Annotated in this window: 13 protein-coding genes and 2 pseudogenes; 9 read left to right on the forward strand and 6 right to left on the reverse strand. The window is 68.8% G+C overall.

Annotated elements, in window-relative coordinates; translation table 11 throughout:
* Positions 1–26: 26 nt before the first annotated feature.
* From AC0680_RS19000 to AC0680_RS19015, 4 genes are all read left to right on the forward strand, one after another.
* Entirely contained in the window at positions 27–608 is a 582-nt protein-coding gene (locus AC0680_RS19000; RefSeq protein ID WP_478629963.1) for a hypothetical protein, read from the forward strand.
* Entirely contained in the window at positions 605–1,192 is a 588-nt protein-coding gene (locus tag AC0680_RS19005; RefSeq protein ID WP_478629966.1) for a hypothetical protein, read from the forward strand. The genes AC0680_RS19000 and AC0680_RS19005 overlap by 4 nt, the downstream gene beginning before the upstream one ends.
* Before the next feature lie 268 nt (positions 1,193–1,460).
* Positions 1,461–3,836: a molybdopterin cofactor-binding domain-containing protein gene (locus tag AC0680_RS19010; RefSeq protein ID WP_478629968.1), complete on the forward strand. Its 2,376-nt coding sequence runs from the start codon at positions 1,461–1,463 to the stop codon at positions 3,834–3,836.
* Positions 3,837–3,842: 6 nt separating this feature from the next.
* The gene (locus AC0680_RS19015; RefSeq protein ID WP_478629970.1) at positions 3,843–4,817 is read left to right on the forward strand and encodes an antibiotic biosynthesis monooxygenase; all 975 of its coding nucleotides are present in this window, start codon (positions 3,843–3,845) and stop codon (positions 4,815–4,817) included.
* A gap of 246 nt (positions 4,818–5,063) precedes the next feature.
* Here the strand turns inward: AC0680_RS19015 and AC0680_RS19020 are convergent, their stop codons facing one another.
* Positions 5,064–7,325, reverse strand: coding sequence for a protein kinase domain-containing protein (locus AC0680_RS19020; protein WP_478630121.1), 2,262 nt, complete (start codon positions 7,323–7,325; stop codon positions 5,064–5,066).
* Positions 7,326–7,693: 368 nt separating this feature from the next.
* Here AC0680_RS19020 and AC0680_RS19025 point away from each other — a divergent pair, with 368 nt between their 5' ends.
* Complete coding sequence (locus tag AC0680_RS19025; RefSeq protein ID WP_478629973.1) at positions 7,694–7,960, forward strand: hypothetical protein; 267 nt, start codon at positions 7,694–7,696, stop codon at positions 7,958–7,960.
* A 245-nt stretch (positions 7,961–8,205) separates the two neighbouring features.
* On the opposite strand, the gene AC0680_RS19030 is transcribed toward AC0680_RS19025, so the two are convergent.
* Together AC0680_RS19030 and AC0680_RS19035 are read right to left on the reverse strand one after the other, a co-directional pair.
* Complete coding sequence (locus AC0680_RS19030) at positions 8,206–8,592, reverse strand: hypothetical protein (RefSeq protein WP_478629975.1); 387 nt, start codon at positions 8,590–8,592, stop codon at positions 8,206–8,208.
* Between the two features lie 274 nt (positions 8,593–8,866).
* Positions 8,867–9,026: pseudogene (locus AC0680_RS19035) on the reverse strand (IS5/IS1182 family transposase); the annotation flags it as partial.
* A 389-nt stretch (positions 9,027–9,415) separates the two neighbouring features.
* Between AC0680_RS19035 and AC0680_RS19040 the strand changes: the two are divergent.
* On the forward strand, positions 9,416–10,690 hold the full coding sequence (locus AC0680_RS19040) for a cytochrome P450 (protein WP_478629978.1): 1,275 nt from the start codon (positions 9,416–9,418) through the stop codon (positions 10,688–10,690).
* Between the two features lie 106 nt (positions 10,691–10,796).
* On the opposite strand, the gene AC0680_RS19045 is transcribed toward AC0680_RS19040, so the two are convergent.
* Positions 10,797–11,354, reverse strand: coding sequence for a GNAT family N-acetyltransferase (locus tag AC0680_RS19045; protein WP_478629980.1), 558 nt, complete (start codon positions 11,352–11,354; stop codon positions 10,797–10,799).
* A gap of 382 nt (positions 11,355–11,736) precedes the next feature.
* Between AC0680_RS19045 and AC0680_RS19050 the strand changes: the two genes are divergently transcribed.
* The 3 genes and pseudogenes from AC0680_RS19050 to AC0680_RS19060 all read left to right on the forward strand — a co-directional run bounded on the left by AC0680_RS19050 (position 11,737) and on the right by AC0680_RS19060 (position 14,642).
* Positions 11,737–12,006 carry a ferredoxin gene (locus AC0680_RS19050; protein WP_478629983.1) on the forward strand — a complete coding sequence of 90 codons (270 nt, stop codon included), beginning with the start codon at positions 11,737–11,739 and terminating at the stop codon, positions 12,004–12,006.
* A pseudogene (locus AC0680_RS19055) lies at positions 12,003–13,373 on the forward strand (NAD(P)/FAD-dependent oxidoreductase); the annotation flags it as partial. The gene AC0680_RS19050 and the pseudogene AC0680_RS19055, both read left to right, overlap by 4 nt.
* Positions 13,374–13,520: 147 nt before the next feature.
* A complete protein-coding gene (locus AC0680_RS19060; protein WP_478630124.1) occupies positions 13,521–14,642 on the forward strand; it encodes a cytochrome P450 in 1,122 nt (373 codons plus the stop codon).
* Between the two features lie 36 nt (positions 14,643–14,678).
* On the opposite strand, the gene AC0680_RS19065 is transcribed toward AC0680_RS19060, so the two are convergent.
* Together AC0680_RS19065 and AC0680_RS19070 are read right to left on the reverse strand one after the other, a co-directional pair.
* Positions 14,679–15,359 (reverse strand): hypothetical protein, encoded by a 681-nt coding sequence (locus AC0680_RS19065; RefSeq protein ID WP_478629985.1) that lies wholly within the window; start codon positions 15,357–15,359, stop codon positions 14,679–14,681.
* 410 nt (positions 15,360–15,769) lie between these two features.
* Entirely contained in the window at positions 15,770–17,116 is a 1,347-nt protein-coding gene (locus tag AC0680_RS19070) for a hypothetical protein (RefSeq protein WP_478629987.1), read from the reverse strand.
* Positions 17,117–17,205: the final 89 nt, after the last annotated feature.

A 17,205-nucleotide genomic window follows, 5' to 3' on the forward strand; every position in this document is an offset into this window, starting at 1 on the left:
AGGCCTCAGAACAAGGGATGTTCAGTATGCGATACGTAAGAACGACGGTGAGTGGCGCGTTCGCCACGGCGGCGACGCTCGGGCTGCTTGCGGGGACCGCCACCGCCGGCACGCCGACCATGGAGTCCACGAAGCCCAAGAAGGCCCAGGAGTCCAGCCTCACCGGCTCCGCCACGATGGACCGGGGAAGGAACGGCGATCGTGTGACCTTCTCCTTCGATGCCCACGGCTTCGCCCCCGCCGATCTGCCCGGCGGCACCTCACGTGGCACCTTCCGCTTCAGCCACCACTCCCACGACGGCAAGCGGGGCGCCACCTTCGAAGGCCGGATCGACTGCCTTCTGACCGGCGGCCCGGTCGCCACCGCCACCGGGATCATCACGCGCTCCGACCACTCCGACGGTCGGGTCATCGGCAAGCGGGTCGGCTTCACCGTGTACGACAACGGCACGCATGACCGGCTCGGCTACAGCTGGGCGGTCGACGACATCCCGGAGATGAACGTGCCCCAGTGCCTGAGCGCGGCGCCGTACGAGACCGTCAAGAGCGGCGACTTCACGGTGCGGCACGTCCTTGCGCCCACGCCCGGTACGGAGCGCGCGCGATGACCTCCACGACGAACACGACGACCAGGGCGACCGTGGCGAGAAAGCCGAGCACGGCGACAGCGGATCCGCCCCGCTGGGTGGTCCGGCTCGCGCACCTCACCGCGCTCACCCCGCTGCCCAGCGGCCTGTGGCGGTTCGCGGCGGCGCTGGGTATCCCGGTCGGCTTTACCGGCGGGGGAGCGATGGCCACGGTCACCTTCGGCAGCTGGTTCTCGCTCTACATGATCGCCCTGACCCTGTTCGCCGAAGGCCTCGGGCTGCTGACGCTCGGCCTGGTCCAGCGCTGGGGCGAGATCTTCCCCCGTTGGATCCCACTCATCGGCGACCGGCGCATACCAACGGCGGTGGCCGTGATTCCGGCCGGGCTGGGGGCGACCGTACTCACCGTTTTCTGCGGGATGGGCGCATTCGGCTGGAACGGCCCGGACACCATGGGCCACCCGGACTCACCGGACGGCATCGGGTACTGGGTCATGACCGTGTGCTATCTGCCGCTGGTGGCCTGGGGGCCACTGCTCGCGGTGGTGGCCGGGCACTACTGGCTGCGACGCCATCGGGCCGGACGGCTGCCCCGCCAGCGGTGACGGGACAGCCCTTGGCTCGTGTCCGCGATGCCAGGGCAGCCATAGTCGGAGGCAGGCGATGGTGGCCAGGGCTTGGTAGTGGCGGGCGGGTTTGTCGAGCCCTTTCCGTCGGGTCAGCGACGTGATGACGGAAGGGGCGGCGGCAGGGGCGACCTGGTACAAGGCCGCCCGGTAAAACGCGACGGTAACCCCCCGGGGTGAGGCGGCTACTTTTGGTTTTCCTCGGTTGGTTCCTCATCCGCATGCTGCGATCACCGAGGATCAGAAGATGGATCTGCCACGGGCGTTGAAGGGCAACCTCTGCCGCTGCACCGGATACCGGGCGATCGAGGACGCCGTGAAGGGCGTCGGTGCGGTGGAGACGGCAGCACCGGGCAAGGCCGTCGGGACGAGCGTCGGCGCGCCCGCGGGCCACGACGTGGTGACGGGGCACGCCGAGTTCACCATGGACACACGGATCGACGGCATGCTGCACCTCAAGGTGGCGCACTCACCCCACGCGCACGCCCGGATCCTCTCGATCGAAAAGAGCGCCGCCCTCGCGGTGCCCGGCGTGCACCGGGTCTACACATGGGAAGACGTACCCCGCAGACGCTTCACCACGGCGATCCACACCGACCACCTGGTCGACCCGGACGACACCTACATCCTCGACGACACGGTCCGCTTCGCCGGCCAGCGCGTCGCCGCGGTCCTGGCCGACACGGTCGGGGCGGCCGAGGAGGGCTGCCGGCGTCTCGTGGTCGAGTACGAGGTGCTGCCGGCGGTGTTCGACCCGGAGGCGGCGATGGCCGACGGCGCACCTCAGCTGCACGGCTTCGACGATCCGTTCGTCCGCGACCCCGTCCACAACATCCTTGTCGAACTCCACTCGCACATCGGCGACGTCGACGCGGGATTCGCCGCGGCCGACGTGATCCACGAAGGTACGTACTTCTCCCCGCGGGTGCAGCACGCGCATCTGGAGACCCACGGCTCCATCGCCTGGATGGAGGACGGCCGGCTGAACGTCCGCACTAGTTCGCAGTCACCGTCGATCGCCAAGGGCAAACTTGGGTACCTGTTCTCGCTGCGCCCGGACCAGCTGAGGGTGTTCTGCAAACGCGTGGGCGGCGGATTCGGCGGCAAGCAGGAGGTGATCTCGGAGGACCTGGTCGCGCTCGCCACCCTGGACACCGGTCGGCCCGCCTGTCTCGAGTACACCCGCGAGGAGGAGTTCACCACGGCCTCACCACGGCACCCGATGACCCTGACGGTCAAGCTCGGCGCGAAGGCCGACGGAACGCTCACGGCCTTCCAGGTACGCAACGTGTCGAACACGGGCGCCTATGGCAATCACGGCGGCGAAACGCTGTACGCGGGCGGAGCTGCCGTCATGATCTACCGCTGCCCCAACAAGAAGTACGACGCGTACTCCGTCTACACGAACACCGTGCCGAGCGGAGCGCTGCGCGGCTACGGCATGACGCAGCCGGCGTTCGCCGTGGAGTCGGCGATGGACGAACTGGCCCGCGCGCTGCACATCGACCCGCTGGAGCTGCGTCGACGCAACATCGTGCGGCCGGGCGAGCCCCTGGTCGCCCTGCACGAGGGCCCCGACGACGTGGTCTTCACCGAGGACGGACTCGCCACCTGCGTCGACCTCGTAGGGGACGCCTTGGCCCGCACGGCCGACCGGCCGCCTCCCGGGCCCCAGTGGCTCGTCGGAGCCGGCGTGGCGAGCTCCCTGCACGAGACCGCGCCCCCGACGGAACACCTCTCCGAGGCCTGGGTCACGCTGGGCGACGATCTCATCTACGAACTGGCCGTCGGGACCGTCGAGTTCGGCGAGGGGACTTCCACCGCTCATGTCCAGATCGCAGCCAACCAGCTGGGCACGACGCCGTCGCGGATCCGTCTGGTGCAGTCCGACACCGACCGCACGGGATTCGACACCGGTGCCTTCGCGAGTGCGGGTCTCTTCGTGTCGGGCAACGCGGTCCTGCGGGCGGCCAATGCCGTGCGCGACCGCATCCTGGAATTCGCCGCTGCGCACACGGGCGTCCATGTCGTGCTGTGCACGATGGTCGACGACGGTGTCGTCTGCGGGGACCGGCGGGTGTCGCTGGCCGAACTTGTCGCGCTGGCCCGGACGCGTGGAATCCGTTTCACCGCCGCACGCAAGGCATACGGCTCGCCCCGGAGCGTCACCTCCAACACACAGGGGTTCCGGGTCGCCGTGCACCGCGTGACGGGCGAGATACGGATCCTGTACAGCGTGCAGGCCGCGGACGCCGGGGTGATCATCAACCCCGCACAGGTCCGGGGGCAGATAGAGGGCGGTGTCGCCCAGGGAATCGGCTTCGCGCTGACCGAGAACCATCACGTCGACGACAACGGCGTCATGGTCAATCCGAACTTCCGGAACTACCGCATCCCCACCTACGCCGACATCCCCCGCACCGAGGTCCTTCTGGTGGGCTCGACGGATTCGGTGGGGCCCATGCGGGCCAAGGGGATGGCGGAATGCTGTATCAACCCGGTGGCTCCCGCGCTCGCGAACGCGGTGCATGACGCCACGGGCGTCCGCTACCGTGCGCTGCCGCTGACTCCGGAACGCATTTACGGCCGGCTCCCTGCGGAGCAGTCGGTGTCGACAGGCTGAACCACCATGAACACCGAAAAGAACCTAGCCGCCGCGGCGACGGCGATCATCGGTCAGAAGGTCCTGCCCGGGATGGAGCGGGAGTTCGAGTCCTGGCAGGAGGACCTCAACGCCGCGGCCGCCTACTATCCCGGTTTCCTCGGCGCCGAGGTCTCCCCGCCGACGCCGCTGCAACCCGACTGGGTCGTCGTGTACCGGTTCGACTCGGTGGCGCACCTGCAGGCGTGGATCAACAGCGCGACCAGGCAGACGTATCTCGACGTCGGCGCCAGGTACTTCGACGGCCCGGCGACCCAGCAGGTGGTCAGCAGCGGCACCCAGTCACTGGATCCGCTGGTCACCGTGGTGGTCACCCACCGCGTCCACCCGAGCCACATCGACGACTTCCTCGCCTGGCAGCACCACATGGTCCGGGAGGAGAGCAAGTTCGAGGGGTTTCGCGGGAGCGAGCTCTTCCGCCCCATCGAGGGGCTTCAGGAGGAATGGACCACGCTGTACCGCTACGACAGCGCCGAGCACCTCGATGCCTGGCTGACGTCGCCGCAACGACAGGAGGTCCTGGCCGCGGGGGAGAAGTTCAGCGACTTCAAACTGCATACGATCGACAACTCGTTCGGCAGTTGGTTCGCCTTTGAGGGCAACGGCAAGGAGGCACCCCCGCCGCCCTCCGAGACCAGGACCTCCCTGGCCATCTGGGTCGGCCTGTACCCGACCGTCGTGCTGCTGACACTCGCGCTGTCCCCGCTGCACATGCCGCTGTGGATCGGCCTGCTCGTGGGCAACCTGCTGTCGAGTCTCATCATGAGCTTCCTGACCATGCCCTACTACGTGAACCCGCTGCTCGGGCGATGGCTGCGGCCGGCGCCGGACGAACCGGCGGCAAGGAGCAACCTCCGTGGCCTCGGGGTCGTCGCGGTGGCGATGGCCTTCTGGGCTGTCGTCTTCTACCTCGTCACGGTCCGGTTCTGGACGCTGCCCTGACTGGTGAACGGCCCGGACAACCGCCGTCGGGGGAGCGGTGTGCGGTTCCGCGCCGTAGTAGCCCGACAGGACGTAGGCAGGGGCCTCTCGCCAGAGGTTCACGCACGCTGCCGGCACGCTGCGGACATGCTCGAGGCGAAGCCGAGTTGGTCCGCATCTGGCCCGGATCTTGGTACGTGGTGCCGGCGGCAGAGCTTCCCCCCGGTGCTCCATAACAATGTTGCAGCCGCCGTCCAGCCACCTGGATCAGCCCGACTTCGGCGGCTTCTGTGCATCGAAAGCGAAGAGAGTGTTCTTGTCCGCGGCCACGATCACCGCACGCCCCGCAAGAGTCACACGCGGGCTTGCGCCCAGCTCGCCCGTCAGCCCATCGGCCTGCGGATCTGTCGTCCACAGGAGTTCGCCATCGGACGGCGACAGCGCGACCACCCGGCCGGTGGCCGAGCTGAAATACAGTGCGCCGGCTCCCGCAACAGGACCCGACGCGCCCTCCACGCCAGTCTGCCGCGCCCACCTCTTCCGGCCGGTCGCGGGGTCGAGTGCTGTGACGAGACCGGTCTGCCCGCTCACGTAGACGGTGCCGTCCGCCATGCCCGGCGTCCCCGCGTATGTCTTGGCCAGTCGGGAGTACGTAACCTTGCGCGAGGCCGGGTCGACCCGTGCCACCCCGTTGTAGCGGGCCAGGTCCGTTCCCCCCATGTGTACTTGCAGGAGCACGAGCTTGCCGTTGGCGACGCCCGTCGGCACGGCGGGGCCGTTGACCGCGATGGGCCTGCCCAGTGTCCCCGAGGCGCGGTCGACCGGGTACAGGGTGGGGTGGCGCACCGCGAAGGCATCCACCTCCGCATCCGTCGCGCACATCGCGACGAGCTGTGGGCCCACCGGGACGGGAGCGCACTGCGAACCCGCAGGGAACGGCGACGTCCATGCAACCTGTCCGCTGTGCGCGTTGCGGGCCTCGAAGCGGGAGTTGGAAGCGTCGACCGTCACGACGTCGGAGCCGACCACGACGGCGTCCCGAGTCCGGCCCGTGACGGCGGTCGACTGGGCGCCGGACGGCACGGACCACAGCTCCCGGCCGTTGTTCGCGTCGAGGGCCACCACCTCGCTGTGAGGGTCCTGCGGGGCGTCCTGGGCGGCGAAGCGGTAGCCGAGCACCGTGTCGTCGGTGGCGCCCACCAGGTACATGCCATTGGTGGGGACGCCGGGGCTCTTCGCCGTCCACACCCGCGAGCCGTCCCTGGCCCTGATGCGGGCCGCGACAACACCGCCGCCCCCGCAGAACAGCGCGTCGCCGTGCGTGACGCAACGCAGCTCGTCGGGTATGTCCTCGCGACCGCCCGACACGGTCTTGTGCCATGGCTTGAAGCCGTCCGGAAGTGCGGCAACCGGGGCCGCGAGACTGTCGCCCTTGTCGCCGCCGCTGTTCCCCCCAAAGCCGCCCGCCGTCAGTGCCGCGACCCCTCCACCGATCGCTGCCACCGTGACCGCGACCGCGGCTGCGAGCACGGGACGCCACCGGCGACGCAGTCGGCGGCCGATGGGGGTGTCGGCGCTCCCCGTATCGGGACCGGCCGGGGTGGTGGTCGGGGTGGTGGTCGGGGCAGTCGGCGCCGGGGTGGCCGGCGTCGCGAAGTGATGCTGGGTGATCATGTCGCGGGTACGGCCCGCGTCAACTCCCCCCGCGCCGGTCTGGCCGAGGTCGGCCGGCAGGTCCCTTAGCAGCACGAGGAGTTCGTCCGCCGAGGGGCGTCCGTCGGGCTCCTTGGCCAGGCACGACTCGACGACCGTGCGTAAGGTCAGCGGCACGTCCTCCAGCGACGGCACCCCGTGCACCACCTGGTACGCAACGATGTAGGGGCTCTCCGCGTCGAAGGGCCCGTGGCCCGTCGCCGCGTACGCCAGCAGCGTCCCCAGCGAGAAGACATCGGACCGCGGTCCCACATCACGCGGCGCCAGCAACTGCTCCGGAGACATGAAGGGCGGCGTACCGATGACCCGCCCTGTCACCGTCAGCGTCTGCTGGTCCACGGCGCGCGAAATGCCGAAGTCGATGACGCGTGGGCCCTCGGGTGAGAGCACGACGTTCGAGGGCTTCAGGTCACGGTGGATGACCCCCACCCGGTGGATGTCCCGCAGCGCCTCCGCCAGCCCGATGGCAAGCCTCCTCAGCTCCGCCCCGCTCAGCGGGCCCTTCGTGGCGATGCGCCGGGAGAGCGTGTGCCCTTGGATATAGGTCGTCGCCATCCACGGCTGCTCGGCTTCAGGGGCAGCGTCGACCACGGCGGCGGTGAACGCGCCGCTCACCCGCCTCGCCGCCGTCACCTCCTGCCGGAAGCGGGTGCGGAACTCGTCGTCCGCCGCGAACTGCGGGTGGACCAGTTTGATCGCGACAGGTCGCCCTGAACTCGTACGGGCCAGAAAGACCGTGCCCATGCCACCTGAGCCGAGTCGGGCCTCAAGTGGATAGCCGCCGATCTCGGCTGGATCACCTTCGCGCAGCGACACTCTTTCCGATCTCCCGTCCCCCGTGCACCTCTGCCACCACGGGCCTGCGTACCAGTCCTGCACACAAACTAGTCGCTCCAGCGCCTGTGCCTGACACTCCTGCTGCTCCGTCAGTTTCTGCAGCACCTCCTCTAAGTGCTGCGTCTTCTCCGCGGCGGTCTGCGTGCGGGGGCGGTGCGGGCGAAATCGCCGCCTCGGCGCCCGGCCGGTTTGTTCCGCTGGATGCAGGCGACGCCGATGAGTTCGTGACGGACGACGTACGTGGTCCGCTTGCGGGTCGCCGCAGACACATTGCCTGATGCGGCACCAGACCGCGGTGAAGCCGCCGTCAGCCGCGACCACGGCTCCTGTGCTGAAGCGGGAGCGTGGTGAGGCGAGGGAGCACAGGACTTCGGCGATCTCTTCGGGCGATCGCCGATCCGCTCAAGGCAGCCAAGTTCCTCTTCGAAGCCAAGGACGACAACACGGCCCAGCTCCTGCCCGGTGCGACCGTGAACATCGGCAGCGGTGACAAGACGTTGCTCACCCTCACCGCCGGGGATATGGGAACGGCTTCCGGCGAGTTGCCGGTGTCGGGCCGGAAGACGGACTTCTGGGGCAAGCAGATCAAAGGTCTCGCCGGCTACGAATCCTGAAACCGCCCAAGACGGTCACCGTGCGCCCCGGCGCCGCAGTGACCGTGAGCGTCACCAATTCCAAGACCGCGACCAAGCCGGACCACGATCCCTCGGACAAGCCGACGCACGGGCCCGGTGGCACCCTCGTGGTCGCCCGCCGTCGTACGTCGGCCCAGATTGGGCCGGCCGATCAGTCCACTCATGGGAACGACTGAGCAATGCCGCCGAGTAATGGCTGGCTCTGCTCAGTCGAGTTCACCGAATCACCACTTCTTGCAGGCAACCCCCATGCTCTGGTTGTTGTCGATGCGCTTGATCTGACCGCAGCTCTTGATGCCGACCCCGTGCGAGTACGTGGCGTTGATGGTGAAGTTGTGACTACAGCTGTTGCCCGTGCCGCTACCGCCGCAAATCATCGTGTACGTCTTGGTGGGCGAGGTCGTGGCGGAGTAGATGAACTCGTACTGCGCGGGCCCCTGAAGTTCCGGAACGCCGTGAATCGTGACCTTGCTGACGTGGTAACCGCTGCCGAATATGACCATTTCCACGTTGCCGCCGGTGACCGCGGTATCCGCCATCGCAGGCGCGGCGACAATAGCCGACAATGCTGCTCCTGCAATGGCCGCACCGACCAGTCGCTTGGTCCTCACTGAATTACCTCCACAGTTGTTCCAACCAGATGATGAATAACGGGTTTATAGCCGGTAGTTGGCGGCCGAGCCTAGGGTCTCGGCTCCGGTGTTGTCAATGATCTTCGTGCCAACTGCCTTGTGTAGCAGGGGAGTTGGCAACGCGGCTTGGTCCTCGCAGACAAGTGCAGCTACTACACCAGCGCCGATGGCTAAGCGTTGTCCCGTAACTGCTGAGTGAGATGTGATCACGCCGTTCGCCAACGGGCGGTCCGGCCGGCGAGCCTGTGCGTGCGCTCGCGGCGAGGATGACCACCGCTCACCAGTCCGAGCACGTACACGGCAAGGCCCCGCTTGCGGCCCGGAACCCGTATCGCGGCGTCCCGGCCAGTCGTGGACGCGGGGATCCCGGCGGCCGCGCGGACACTCCGGGTGTTCAGGGCCATCAGGGTCGGGGCCCCCAATCCGAGGTGACCGGTTCGCGCGAAAGCCGTGCCATTCATCCACACATGCCGCTGATGCTCTAAAATGCGACATACGTGCTATGTGTGAGAAAAAAATGAATGTACGGCACAAATGAATGTGCGGCACATGGCGCTGAAGGCAAGCGAGAGGAGTGCCTCATGATCGCCAAGCTGCTCGCCAAGTTGTCCTTCACCCGCAACTACGGTGCGTACGGAGCCCACGACTGGGGCACGCACACCGGCGACGACAGGGTGTGACCACACGGTCGGCGGGCGCCCCAGGTTCCCGCCGGCTCCTGGCCGCGCTGCCGACGATATCGGCCTGACTGGTACGAGAAGTCGGGGGCGATCCCATGGGCCGAGTGAATGAGCCGCCGCGGTTGACCGGAGGCAGCTTCGCGGCCTGGAGCCGCGACCGGCTGGGTCTGGCGCGCCGTGGCGCTGACGAGTGCGGTGACGTCTGGCAGCTGGAGCCGGGTGTCTACGTAGCCGCTACGGCCGGGGTTTGCGAAGCGGTCCTGCACCGCGCGCAGGACTTCCCCAAGCCGTCCTCGCCTCTCTTCCCGCCGCTGAAGCGGGCCGGCGGAGCGCCGATGCCCGAGGAGCGTGCGCACGCTCGCGCCGCCCGCATGCGGGGACTGCGCCCGCAGGCGGTTGCGGCCCGGATCGGTGAGATCGCGCCAGGGACCGCTCGATTCGCCGACCAGTGGCCCACAGGCCGGGACGTCGAGATTCTGCCCCTGGTCCGGCCCGTCCTGGCAGAGATCGGCGTGCGCTACCTCTTCTCCGAAGACGCTCCCGCCTTGCTGCCCTTCGCCTGGCAGCTCTTCGTGGCCCGGGAGGTGCTCGTACGCCCCTCGCGCTGGGTGTGGCCGCGCTGGATCCCCACGCCGGCACGGCGGTTCCGCACACGGCGGCAAGTCGCCTTCACCAACGCTTTGCGGCCCGTCGTTCGCCGACGCCGTTCATCGGGCCGGCTCGGTGACGACGTGCTGGGACAGATGCTCCGGCCCTCCTCCCGCTACGGCCCGCTGTCGGAAGAAGCCGTCCTCGACACCCTCCCCGGAATCACCGTCGCCACCTTCGAGACACCCTCCCGGGCAGCCGGATGGATCCTGCTCCACCTCGCCCGATACCCCCAGGCCGCGGACCGCGTCGCGGCCGAAGCCGCTCTGCTGCCCGCCGACCCGGCCACGACGACCAGCACCCACCTCGACAACCTGCGATACACCCAGGCGCTGGTACGCGAAGTGCTCCGACTGCACCCCCCGAGCTGGCTGCTCACCCGGCGCTCCACACGGCAGACTCAGCTCGCCGACTACACCATTGACGCCGGGGCCACCGTTCTGGTCTGCCCCTACACCGCCCACCGCGACGCACGGGAGCACCCCGAGCCGGACCGGTTCCGGCCGGAGCGCTGGCTCGACGATTCGGGCTCGCCGGCGAAACCCGGGGTCTTCCTCGCCTTCGGTACCGGGCCGCACGGCTGCGAGGGCGCCGCTCTTGCCATGGCCATGCTCACGCTCATGACCGCGCAGACCGCCCGCCTCTACCACTTGAGCGAGCCGCCCGGCGCGGAAGCCGGCTACCGGCTCACCACCTTCGAAGGTCTCGCAACCGCCGGCCTGCACCTGCGTGCCACCTTGCGCGGCTAAGGGCAGTCCTGCTCGGTCCTGCTGTCGGTGGCAGGCAGCCTCCATCCGCGAACAACTCACGTCGATCAAGTCCGAGTGCCGCTCCATACGCGCTCGGATCACCGGCTCATGGTCTGCTCATCGTGTGTCGCCGGTCGAACTCGTTGACGAGCATGCCCATCATGACGAGTTCGTGGTGCCGGCCGGCGAAGAAGACGTGCTCCCGCAAGCGCCCCTCCTCGGTGAAGCCGAGCCCGCGAAAGAGTGCCAGCGATGCCTGGTTGTGGGCCAAAATCGACGCCAGGCATTTGTGATAGCGCCGCTCGGCGAACATGAAGCGCAGCAGCAGCACCACGGCTTCCGTCGCGTAGCCCTTGTGCCGGTGGTCGGCGCCGATGGTGATATCGCATTCGAACCAGCCTGAGCGAGGGCCGGTGCGATGGGAGGCGACTGTACCGACCAGTTCTCCCGTGGCCGTCGCTTCGACCGCCAACCGGAAGCGGTCGTCATCGCACTCGGCAACGGCCTGCTCCTTCGCCCAGGCACGGTAGCTCTCGGCGGACCGCGGCAGATCCAGCCGGCCCCTTCGCTGCCCGTCATCGTCGGCGAAACGCGCGAACTCCGTCCAGTCGTCGGGTTCCACAGCGCGCAGGCGTACCCGATTACCGGTCCAGGACGATGCCATGCCCTATTTGATCACGCTGCTGTGCGCACGAGGCCGACAGGCACGCCGAGGCAGGTGTTGCCCGCCGTGCTCCGTCGCACCGTTGATCGTCGTAACGAGGTCGGCGTCTCGCTGCCGTGCCGCGCACGCCGGTTCTCCACCCACAAGGTACGCCGCTGTCCAGCGTCGTTGATGTCAACGTGAGAGCAGGCGTTTGCCTCCCCGGCCATCGGACTCGCCGGTATCGGGGCCGCTGTTAGGCTGATTCCGGGACGGTATTCCGGCGCACCGTGCCACACGGTTTCCGTCGGAACGGCAATCCAAAACAGCGTCGCTTGCGTAACCAAAATGCTGCCGCAACCAGGGATACGTCCCTGGTCCGGCGCCGATCGTCTTAGCCGCGATGACCAATTCCTTCCATGGAGACCCGACGAGCGCGGTGCGCCCCCTCGCCCCTCGCGGGGGTGGGCAGTGGCCGGATCCTCCCCAGTGCGCGTTCCTGGCTCCGGAGGTGTTCCGGGTGCACGGTGAGGAAGCGCTCATATACGCCCCGAACCCCGACGACGCCCAGCGCGACCAGGTGCTACGCGCCGTGGCGGCCTGTCCGGTCCAGGCGGTCCTGGTCGACCAGCCGGCGGCGCGGCACGCACCGGCGGAGGCGTCGCCGTCATGACCAGTGCCGACGACCTGCGTGCGTTCAAGCGCGATGGCCGCATCGTGGTCGTCGGGGCTTCGCTGGCGGGGTTGCGGACCGCGGAGGCTCTGCGCGACGAGGGTTTCACCGGATCGTTGACCATGATCGGTGACGAGTTGGGCGAGCCCTACGATCGGCCTCCCCTGTCCAAGCAAGTACTGACCGGGTGGGTGCCGGCCCGGGGCACCACTTTGCCCCGCCGTCGTGACATCGATGCGGAGTGGCTGCTGGGGGTGCCGGCCAGCGGGCTGGACCTCGCGACGAAGCACGTGCGTCTCGCCGACGGACGCGAGGTTCCCTTCGACCGGGTGCTGATCTCAACCGGGGTACGGGCCCGGCCGTGGTTCGTCGAGCCCGAGGCGGCCCTGGACGGGGTGTTCGTCGTACGTACACGCGAGCATGCCGAGAGCCTGCAGCGGGCCCTCGCCGCCGGGCCCTCCCGTGTGCTGGTCATCGGTGCGGGATTCACCGGCTCCGAGATCGCCTCCGTCTGCCGCGAGCGGGACATCCCGGTGACCGTCGCCGAACTCGCGCCGGCCCCGCTGGTCGGGGCGCTCGGCGCCATGATCGGCGAGGTTGCGGCCGGTATGCAGCGCGCTCACGGTGTCGACCTGCGGTGCGGTGTCAAGGTCGCCCGGCTGGAGGGCGACGCGCCGGGACGGTTTCGCCGTGCTCACTTCGACGACGGCAGTACGGTCGAGGCCGATGTGGCGGTGGTGGCACTCGGGAGCATCCGCAACACCGAGTGGCTGCGGGGGTCGGGACTGGCGGCGGGCGTGTGGGGTATCACCTGTGACACGGGCTGCCGCGCCCTCGACATCAATGGCCGCGCCACCGACGACGTCTTCGCCGCGGGAGACGTGGCACGTTGCCCGCACCCCCTCTACGAACACCGGCTCATCTCACAGGAGCACTGGGCCAACGCCGTGGAGCAAGCAGAGGTCGTGGCACACAACATGGTCAGTGCCCAGGCGGACTGCCGGCCCCACCTGTCCATCCCGCTGTTCTGGTCGATCCAGTTCGGCGTCAACATCAAGTCCGTCGGCGTGCCGACCTTCGCCGACGAGGTGGTCGTCACCCAGGGATCGCTCGACGACCACCGTTTCGTCACCGCGTATGGCTATCGGGGCCGCGTCACCGCTGCCGTGAGCTTCAACAACGGTAAGTGGCTGGACCACTACCGAAGGTTGATCGAGGCGGCCGCACCGTTCCCGCCCCCCTGCCCCACGCCGGATCAGCCGGCCGACATGAAGCCCCTGCCCGTCGACTTGCCCGGCCCCGCCCTGCTCGAGCAGGGCGCCACGGCGCTCGTCACAGGCCAAGACCCGGGTGAGCGCCGCGTCACGGCCGTGCACCAGCATCGGCAGGAGGAGGGCTCGACGCCCACGACCGGGGCGCCCAAGACCGGGACGCCCGCGACGCTGCAACGGATCTTCGACTACTCCGCCCGGGCCGACCCCTACCCGCTGTATGCCGAGTTGCGTAAGACGCCGGTGGCTCGGCAGGAGGACGGCAGCTACGTCATCAGCACCTATCGCGAGATCACGGACGTACTGAACGACCCGCATCTGAGTTCCGACCTGCGCAATCTGTCGCGTCCGCCGCCTCCACCCGAGGAAGGGGCCACGTCGACGTTCATCCACATGGACTCGCCCGAGCACGATCGCCTGCGGCGTATGGCGATGCGTCACTTCGGCCCCCCGCACACCCCTGGGCTGGTGACCGGACTTGAAGGCTTCCTGACCGCCACCACCGGCAACCTCATCGACGACCTGGCGGGCAAGGAGCAGATCGACGTCGTCGACGATTTCGCCTTCTCATTCCCCCTGACCGTGACCTGCCACTTGCTCGGCGTGCCACGAGAGGAAGAGCCGAGGTTCCACCTCTGGGTGCACGACATCATGAACTCGATCGACTACGACCCCGAGACCGACCCGAAGGAGAAACTGAACAAGGGCGTACAGGCCCGCAAGGACTTGCGCCAGTGCCTCGGCGAGTTGGTGGAACAGCGCCACGGCCGGCCGGGAGACGGCCTGCTGTCACGCCTGGCCAACGACGACGGGCCCGACGGTCGAATGGCCGACGCCGAAATCGTCGCCGCCGCCAGACTGCTCCTCATCGCCGGCCATGAGACCGTCGTCAACCTCATCACCAACGGCATGCTGACGCTGCTGCGCCACCCGCCGGTGCTGCAACGACTGCGCGACGAACCGGACCTCGTCGTGCCACTGGTCGAGGAACTGCTGCGCTACGAGCCCCCCGTGCAGATCATTCCCTGGCGGACGGCGTACAGCGACGTCACCGTCGCCGACACCGTCATCCCCCAGGGCTCGCAGATCATGCTCATGCTGGCCTCAGGCAGCCGCGATCCGAAGCGCTTCCACGACCCGGACCGCTTCGACCCGGATCGGCACGACAACCAGCACCTGGGGTTCGGCAGCGGCATCCACCTGTGTTTCGGCGGCCCGCTGGCCCGGCGGGAAACCCAGATCGCGCTGACCGAGTTGGTACGCCGGCTCGACCGCCCCAGGCTCGTCGCCGACCCGCCGCCGTACCGGCCCAGCCCCGTTCTTCGAGGCCCGATCCATCTGGACATCGAGCAGGGTGACGGTTGACGCGCGGCAGCCGAGGGCAGTCGCAAGGTCGCGCCGCTAGGCCGGCGGGCCAATGATCGGCTCCAGCTCCCCCGGCACCTCGATCGTGAGCGTGCCGTCTCCGTTGTCGAAGGCGGTCAGCGAGGTCAGGGTTCCGTCACGCCACCAGTACAGGTACGGGGAGATGGGGCCGTTCCCTTCGCCGGCGTCGTTTTCGTACGATTCGAGGCCGAAGGACGCCAGGGCTTTGACGGCTGTGCCCGCATGGTGGTCCGTGATCGGGTGGAAGGCGAAGTGGTGCCGGCCGGGGACGGCGACCAGCACGCCTTCGGGCGGCGGCGGGTGCCCGTGTGTGGTCCGCATGACCTCGTCGAGCACCAGCACCTGGCTCCCCACGTAATGGGAGTCGCCGTCGACGAGGTGGAGGACCGTCCCGTCATCGAGCTCGACCGTGTCGTACTCGAACGGATCCTCCAGGAGGTTGGCCCGTCCGGCCGCCCGCAGCTTCTCCAGCCCGCCGTACTGCGCCACGTCACTGTCCCTGAGCATGCTGACGGCGTCGCCCAGGTCGAGGGACAGGGCCTCGGCGAGACCCTCCGCCACGGGCCGCACGTATTCGTAGGCGTCGACGATCTCCGGCGGCAGCATGTCATCGGCTATCAGCCTGAGATAGACCCTCCCTGACATGTTGTCAGGGTTGCGGTCGGGATGGCTGTTGGGGTTATGGAAGATATTCACAGCAGGAGCGTAGGGCGACCCACTGACAGTCCCTCACCACGAAGCCGACACCCGGTCGCTGCACCCGGATCGAACGCGGCGGCCCTATGGCGATCCACCAGCCGGTCTCCATCCGCGCCCAGTTCAGCCCCGGCACCCGCATGCGGGCCGTAGGACCTGCCAGGCCGGCTGGGCGCCGTGCCTGGACGTGCAGCACGGGCACAAGCGGTAGCTCCCTCCCCGAGCAGCTTCCGCGGAGCGGACCCTCCTGCGCGAGGGGGGCCGCCCACCCCTCGTTGATTCAGCGGCCGAGCATCACCGCCGAAGACGAGCGCGAGGTGGCGTGGGCCGGCGCCGGGGGCGAGGGCCGCTTCGACGCGACGGTGCTCAGATCGCACGGCTCCGGCACGCTCTCACCCACCGCGCCGACGTCATCGTCCCTGCCGGTGGCGGGCAGTGGCGGCCAGAGCGAGGAGCGTCTCGTCGATCTCGGACTCATCGGCGGCGACCGGCCGGTTGTCGACGTATACCGTCTCGATGCCCCGCTCGGCGGCGTGGCGGGTGACGACGTCCACAGCCGCGGCTTTGAGTTCCACCGCCAGGACCTCAGCCTTTCGTGCCGCCGGCTCCTCCAGGTCGAGGAGCAGACGTCGACGGTCGGACAGTGCGTGGCTGATGCCGGTCACGTCCGCCCCGTGGACGCCTTCAAGGTGCTGGCGCAGCACGGCACCGTACCGCTGGTGTGCCGTCGTGGCGAACCACACGCGCTTGCCCGCGAGCTCGCCGACGGGGTGTGGGCGGAACACGGTCCTGATCACCTCGGGGCGGGACAGGCATCCCCGGGCGATGGAGTCCAGTTCTTTGAGCTGCTGCTCGTCGGTTTCCTGCTCGCACTTGGTGAGCACGACAAGGTCGGCCAGGAGGGTGCGGTACAGGCCGAAATAGCCGGACAGGTCCGCGGGATCGGTCTCCGCGCCGACGACCAGCAGCCCGGTGTCGCTGTGGGCGGACGGCACCACGCTGCCGCTGGACTCAAGAACGAGGAGCCCCGGCTCGAGCTCCAGTGCGCGGTCGAGTGCTCGCCGGTAGTCGTCGGCGAATGTGGCCCCCGCGAAGCCCCCGCCCGCCCGCCAGGTCCCCACCGTCGGCACGCCTGCGACCAGGGCGTCTTCGATGTAGTCGCTGGCCGCGTGCTGCCCCCGTGCCATCCAGTCGAGCAACATGGGCGGGCTCACCTGTGTTGCGGGGGCGATCACTTGGGGTTCGGCCGGACCGCCGCGGCCCATCGCGACGACCACCGGAGCCAGACCGGCGGCACGCCATACGCGCGCGGCGTGCCCGGTCAGTGCGGTCTTGCCCATCCGCTTGCCCATGCCCAGCACCGCCACGGACGGCACGTCGCCCACCGGCGGGCGGGGTGGAGGGGTGAAGGTGAAGTCGGCGCCGCGATAGGTGGCGCCTCGCCAGAGCGCGATGGACGCCGTCCGGCAGCGGCGCGCGTTGCTCAGGATCGGAGCGTCGGACAGGTCGAAGACGGTCCGCGCTCCGGTACGGGAGATCGCCTCGGCGAGCCCGGCCTCGATGTCCGCCGGCATCTCGACCGGCACCCCGACGTCCAGCGGGCACTGCCCGAGTTTCTCCCGACCGCCGGCCATCAGGGCCAGTACGGGACGCTCACCTGCCTCACGAAGTACCGCGATCGCGCGGGCGGTCACAGGCGGGTAGTGCTCACCATCGATCAGCGCGATGCTGACCGGGGGGCCGGACGCAGCTGTCATCCGTTCATGGGACCACGCCCGCGCCCACGACCTGCGATGACACGCGACGCGTACGGGATCCGGCGGACGCACATGTGCTCGTGAGCGCG

Source organism: Streptomyces sp. NPDC043738, assembly GCF_056436545.1.